General features: G+C 36.2%; 8 protein-coding genes. 1 reads left to right on the forward strand and 7 read right to left on the reverse strand.

What is annotated here, in order from left to right; genetic code table 11:
• The 5 genes from FTV41_RS13455 to mobC form a co-directional block, all read right to left on the reverse strand.
• The coding region (locus FTV41_RS13455) for a replication initiation protein (protein ID WP_179996686.1) at positions 1-469 on the reverse strand (469 nt) is incomplete at its 3' end.
• A gap of 232 nt (positions 470-701) precedes the next feature.
• Positions 702-989 (reverse strand): type II toxin-antitoxin system RelE/ParE family toxin, encoded by a 288-nt coding sequence (locus tag FTV41_RS13460; RefSeq protein WP_179995778.1) that lies wholly within the window; start codon positions 987-989, stop codon positions 702-704.
• Positions 986-1,300 (reverse strand): type II toxin-antitoxin system Phd/YefM family antitoxin, encoded by a 315-nt coding sequence (locus FTV41_RS13465; protein ID WP_003115799.1) that lies wholly within the window; start codon positions 1,298-1,300, stop codon positions 986-988. Before FTV41_RS13465 ends, FTV41_RS13460 begins: the two co-directional genes overlap by 4 nt.
• A 76-nt stretch (positions 1,301-1,376) precedes the next feature.
• Positions 1,377-3,002 carry a relaxase/mobilization nuclease domain-containing protein gene (locus FTV41_RS13470; RefSeq protein ID WP_179996687.1) on the reverse strand — a complete coding sequence of 542 codons (1,626 nt, stop codon included), beginning with the start codon at positions 3,000-3,002 and terminating at the stop codon, positions 1,377-1,379.
• Positions 2,992-3,324 carry a plasmid mobilization relaxosome protein MobC gene (mobC, locus tag FTV41_RS13475; RefSeq protein ID WP_179996688.1) on the reverse strand — a complete coding sequence of 111 codons (333 nt, stop codon included), beginning with the start codon at positions 3,322-3,324 and terminating at the stop codon, positions 2,992-2,994. The genes FTV41_RS13470 and mobC overlap by 11 nt, the downstream gene beginning before the upstream one ends.
• Positions 3,325-3,531: 207 nt before the next feature.
• Here mobC and FTV41_RS13480 point away from each other — a divergent pair, with 207 nt between their 5' ends.
• Positions 3,532-4,356 carry a hypothetical protein gene (locus tag FTV41_RS13480; protein WP_179991777.1) on the forward strand — a complete coding sequence of 275 codons (825 nt, stop codon included), beginning with the start codon at positions 3,532-3,534 and terminating at the stop codon, positions 4,354-4,356.
• A gap of 90 nt (positions 4,357-4,446) precedes the next feature.
• Here the strand turns inward: FTV41_RS13480 and FTV41_RS13485 are convergent, their stop codons facing one another.
• Together FTV41_RS13485 and FTV41_RS13490 are read right to left on the reverse strand one after the other, a co-directional pair.
• Entirely contained in the window at positions 4,447-4,725 is a 279-nt protein-coding gene (locus tag FTV41_RS13485; protein ID WP_179991778.1) for a hypothetical protein, read from the reverse strand.
• Positions 4,726-4,815: 90 nt separating this feature from the next.
• Positions 4,816-5,406: replication initiation protein (locus FTV41_RS13490; RefSeq protein WP_179996689.1), on the reverse strand; the 591-nt coding region annotated here is incomplete at its 5' end.

Consider the following 5,406-nt stretch of genomic DNA (forward strand, 5'->3'; position numbering starts at 1 on the left):
AATCGGCTAAATAATCGAGCGTATAGGCTTGTTCACTCCAAAAAGTGACACGCCAATCTTTATGAAATGGATTCTTCGTAATGAGATGACTGTAGCCAACGTCTGCTCCAAGTTTATTGGCAAGTCCTGCCTGAACCTTTGAGGCATAGGCTATTGCTTTTTGACTGGCTAATTCACTGGTACACAGTGGAATTTCTAATTTATAGCAAATATGAGCATGACCATTTTTTAAGGTCTGCGCTGTCCAATAGGGCATTGGCAAATTTTCATCATGCCATGCCATGACAGCATCTGAACGATCTATATCAAAAAAGAAGTAATGAAGCATACAAGGCTGATTACCCTGTATGTATTGCATGTTGATTGCCGTTTTTTTCGGTCTTATTTGTAAGCCATACAATAAATCATCTGCACAGTATGGTTTATGAGCAAGATTTTCAAAAAAATCGCTTAATTGAGCGTTATTCACCTTTTGCAACGTCCTTTATGTTGCAAATGCTCAAAACATCAGTAAAATACAAATATCGATTTTGCGTTTACTGATGCTTTAAGTATTTGTTAAACAATGAGAAAAAAGTAGGTTTGCCGACCTGCTTTTTTTTCGCCTAAAAGAAAATCTAACACAACTTTAATATTTTTAAAAGTTATTGATTTTCTTAATTTTATAGCCGTTTTTTGCCAATATACGGCATATAATCTAATTAAATATTTCTCGAAGTATGCAAGATTCTTAAAATAAAAACTCGCTTGGCTTCCTCATCAATTTGAATAATTGCACGGTATGGACTGTCAGAAATAAGCATTTCTCTTGTTCCTAAATTGCCCTTCTTTTTAGTTCGATTTGGTGAGAAATACAGGGTTTCTAGCTGTTCAGTAATTTTTAAATACATCCCTTCTGCTAGTTTTTCGCCCCATGTCTCTATGCCATACGCCAAAATTTCAATTAAATCCTGTTCTGCTTGTGGCAAGTAAGAAACTTCATAGGTCATCTTTTACGGCTCGCTACCAAGTCTCGTGCCTTTTGCATTGCAGTCGCATGTACTGACTTCATTTCTTTCGTATCAGATGGATGCGCTTTCAAAGCATTTAACGCTTCTGTGATTTTCTCTTTTTCCCAATCTTCATAATCATCATCTTGGACATCAAAAAGGCTTTCTAAGTGGGTGCCTTTCACGTCTTTTAATGACAAGAAAACACCAACAGGGCGCTTATTCTTTGTGACTAATACAGGTTCTCGCTGCATCGTATCTAATAACTCACCAAAGCGTGATTTTGCATCTTTCGCTGTAATAACTTGCATGTTCAAACCTCATAAAAGTAGGCGTTTTGTCTATTTTAGACTTTTTTTGAAAGTAATCTAGCATAATTTATTAAATTTAACGCCCAAATCCTCTACTAGCCCTTCTTTCAACGTGTTTTTCTTTCATTTGCTGGCTAATTTGCTGTTCACTTCTCTTAATTTGCTGTTGAGATTGTTTAATTGCTGATTTTGACTGGCTAATTCCTCGTTCTGACTTCTCAATACTTGATTCTGAATGCTCAATGTTTCGATCTGCTCGCTCTGACTTTGATTTATAGCGTTTAGCTCTTTCAATTGCTTCTCTAACGAGTTCAATAAGTCTTTGTAGCGATTCATAAAGTCGTTTGGCATTATCTTGTTCCGCTTGATTAGGATTACTCTGTTTTACGTCCTGCTTTGCTTCTTTTGAGGTGGCTAAGTTTTCAAATAAACTTCCGCTATCCTTCAAAAGCTCCTTTCCATCATTTGACTGGTTAAATGGATTTTCAAAAGGAGTTTTAAAGTTAGATTCTATTTTTCCAATTTCAGTACCATTTGACTGGATGTGGTCTCGTAAGCGTGCGCTTTTTTGCTGTTCTTCGCCATGATATATAGGGTTTTCTTGTCTTCGCTCTCGTGTAAAGTCACCTTCCGCAAGATTTGTTTCTCTAGCGGTGTCTGCTCTACTTTCAGATTGATTTCGGCTAATTCCTGCTGCTTGTTCTGAATTTGCTTCGCTAACCACCAATTTACGCCAAGAAAAATCAGAAACACTGTAATCAACACGCCCAATATTGCTCCCGTGAGAATATTCAAACGCAAAGCGTTTCTGATTTTCGGCTGCTGATCTTGGATGGTCTGAAGGTTTGACCTTAAAATTTTCTCTGTTTCCTTGCTGCTTGCTCTCAGTAAGGCGTTGTAGCTTTCCAAGTGCTGTTTCGTAACGCTCTCGGCTTGTTCTTTGATAATCCTGTCCTGCTCGGCGGTGTTCTTCTGCAAATTGTTTATCAAATTGTCGATTTTCATAAATTACGCCTTCTAAACGAATATTCCGCTTGCCGTCAGGATTCTTAATACTGATTGATCTATCTGTTTCTCTAGCAATCTCAAAGCCTGCACCCTTTAGGGTTTCAACTACATCTTGCCTATTTTGGATATTGCCATTGCTAATTTGCTCAGCAATTGCGGTCCCGATTTGCTCTTTAATTTCTTTGACGCTTTGAGGTAGGTTTTGGCTATTCAAAGTTTTAATTGCTTGAGCTTTCTCTGGTGCATGAGGGTCTGTTAAACCATGCTCAAAATTGATGACTTGTTTCCAGTTTTCTACAAGTGGGCGGTCAGCTTGATCAAAATAAGGCTGTAATCTTTTTCCTGTACTTAATTCCACATTTGGAATGACGAAATTAAGCTCTAAACGTCCTTTATCAGTGTGTTCTATCCAAGTGATGTCGTACTGGTCACGCTCTAACCCAGCAAGCAATGTTTCTTCAAAGCTCTGCATGATGGCTTCTTTTTGGTGTTCTTCGAGGTTTGGTTCCTCAAATGAAAGTACTCCAACCGTATAACGGTTTTGGAAGTCCAAGTTGTCTGCTAATCGTTGGGTTAATTCAGGATCTCCACTCAGTAAAACTGCACCTGGTCTATCCCTATCTTTGCCAAGTAGGTAGTCAATGGTTGCACCTGCACTACCACCGCCCTTATTTCCCAAAAATTTAACGATCATAGTTGGCTAAAATTCCTTGTAGTTGTTCTCGAATAACTGCCAACTCTGCAAAGGCTCTAAGTTTTTCTATATCAGATTCCACAGTATTTACTTGTCTCGCAATCTGATTGAGATTGCCCCCAATGCGTCCTAATGCTGCTAATAGCTGAGGATCTGCCGCTTTATAATTTCTTCTTTTATTTGGCTTCTCATCTAGACAAGTATTTCGAATCCAAGTTGCAAGCTCTCCACCTTCCATACGCTCCAGTAAGGCTTGATGTTCCGCTTCTGTTAAACGGACTTTGATCTCTTTTTTTCTTTTGATTATGTCTTTCTTAGTCATGACTCAATCTGCTTCATGGATTGGATCGGCTTTTTTTATGAGGACAAATTGCCAAGTAAAGGCAATTTACCGCAATAGAAAAAGGCGAAAAGAGGGTCAAGGGATTCTTCCCTTGCAAGGCACAAAAGGTAATCTAGCGAAAACTTTAGTTTTTGTATAGAGTACCCTTTGTGTGTCCTTGCCCTTAAAAAAATTTAGAGTAACCATATGAATAAAATTAATTTACTAGATCATCTAAATAATATAATTTGTCAAAATTTTCTTGCTGAAGAAATAGATTTCTGTACGAATAGTTGTTTAATACTTCAATACTTAAATTTTTTGGAAAGAAGAATTCCCGAAAAAACTCGTAATTGTTTACAAACTTCAGCTTTTAAAGAAGATTTCAAAAAACTAACAACTGACTTACAAAAAGGATTTTTCAAACTAAAAAAAGAAATAGAAAATGGAGAAAATTTAAATAAATATCAAAGTACAAGAATATGTGAAGCTAGTTATACAGATAACCTTTACTTACATGAAAAACTAATACATTTTCATTTGAAATCTGACATGTATCCTAGAAATCCAAAATTTATAGACCGCTCTGGCAGCATAGCAATAGTTCTGATAAATTTTGAAGAAGTAATTTTTATTAAAATAAAAAACCATGGAGGAGATACATGGACAAGCAACGAATACATTAAAATCTTAGATAAAGAATTCCCACAAGCTATTAAAAAGAAAAAACTTATTGGCATAAAAAGCGATAATTATACAAAAAGGGAAATAAATAATTTAAGAAATAAAGGAGCAATATACATTACAGGAAACGAAAATGAAGACGGCTACTGCAACACACTAGACCCAATAAAATCTTTAAACAATAAAGGGAAATTAGATCAAACAAAATATTCACATCTAAAAATAAAAGAAAAGCTATTAAAAGACATAGAAAAGTTAAGCACCAACTTAGAAAATAGTTCACCAGAAGAAATCAAAATACAGATAAAAGAGCTGATATCTGATTTAGGCTCACTTTCCGCTTTTTAATGCGCTTTCGTACGTTAATGACAGAAAATAGTACTTCTGCAAATTTGTTTTCATTAACGTACGATTTTAGATTTTAAGAATTACATACAATTAATTACTAACTGGCTCATCAAACCAACCTTCAATATAAGTACCTTCAGTACCTGTTTGCTTCACTCCACAGTAGAAATTGAGGTTCGTATCTCCAAGATATCCAGTAACTTTCTCCGGTGTATCTGTCATCGGTCTAAGAGTCTGGCCTGATCTATTTTTAATCGTCTCAAGACATTGTGACATGGAGCTAAATTTTCCACCCATTAGTTGAGTTTCAGATTCAGCACTACAACCAACGATAAAAAGAGTAATACTTGCTAATAGAATGTTTTTCATAGTTATTTGTCTTACGATTTAACGAAGTAATATAGTAGCGTATACACTCATTCTTTTATCAATTTATCTGATTTTTTTCTAAATAAGCTATCAAACATCATTTTTTATCCAGTTCCTAATTGTTCTATCAGTAACCATTAATTCAGTTGCTATCTGCTTTTGAGTCATACCCTCTTTCATCATTGCTAAAGCCTTAACTCTTTTAGAAGCATAATTATCCGATCTAATTTTCCCCCCCTTTAGACCACCTAGCTTTCCTTTTCGGCTTTGACGATCAATAAACTCTTGATAGCAGTAGGCATCCTTTTTCCAACAATATGTGGCGATACTCTTAGCTGTAGCTTTGATTTCTGAATAGGGTAATGCTTCTAAAAACGCCTCATTTACGCTTAAACACTGTTTGGTGACTTCCTCTAGCCAAGTGTTGTAAATACCCCCTCTATGCGCTCTAACAGCCGTATATGCCCATTTACGCACGGTATCGAACAGTGTGCAGTTACGTCCAAGTCCTGAAACTTCCTGTTTTTTGCTTAATTTCTTAGGTAATTCTACAAAATCGGCTAAATAATCGAGCGTATAGGCTTGTTCACTCCAAAAAGTGACACGCCAATCTTTATGAAATGGATTCTTCGTAATGAGATGACTGTAGCCAACGTCTGCTCCAAGTTTATTGGCAAGTCC

It is taken from the genome of Acinetobacter sp. YH16051 (assembly GCF_013417135.1).
Taxonomy (GTDB): Bacteria; Pseudomonadota; Gammaproteobacteria; order Pseudomonadales; family Moraxellaceae; genus Acinetobacter; species Acinetobacter towneri.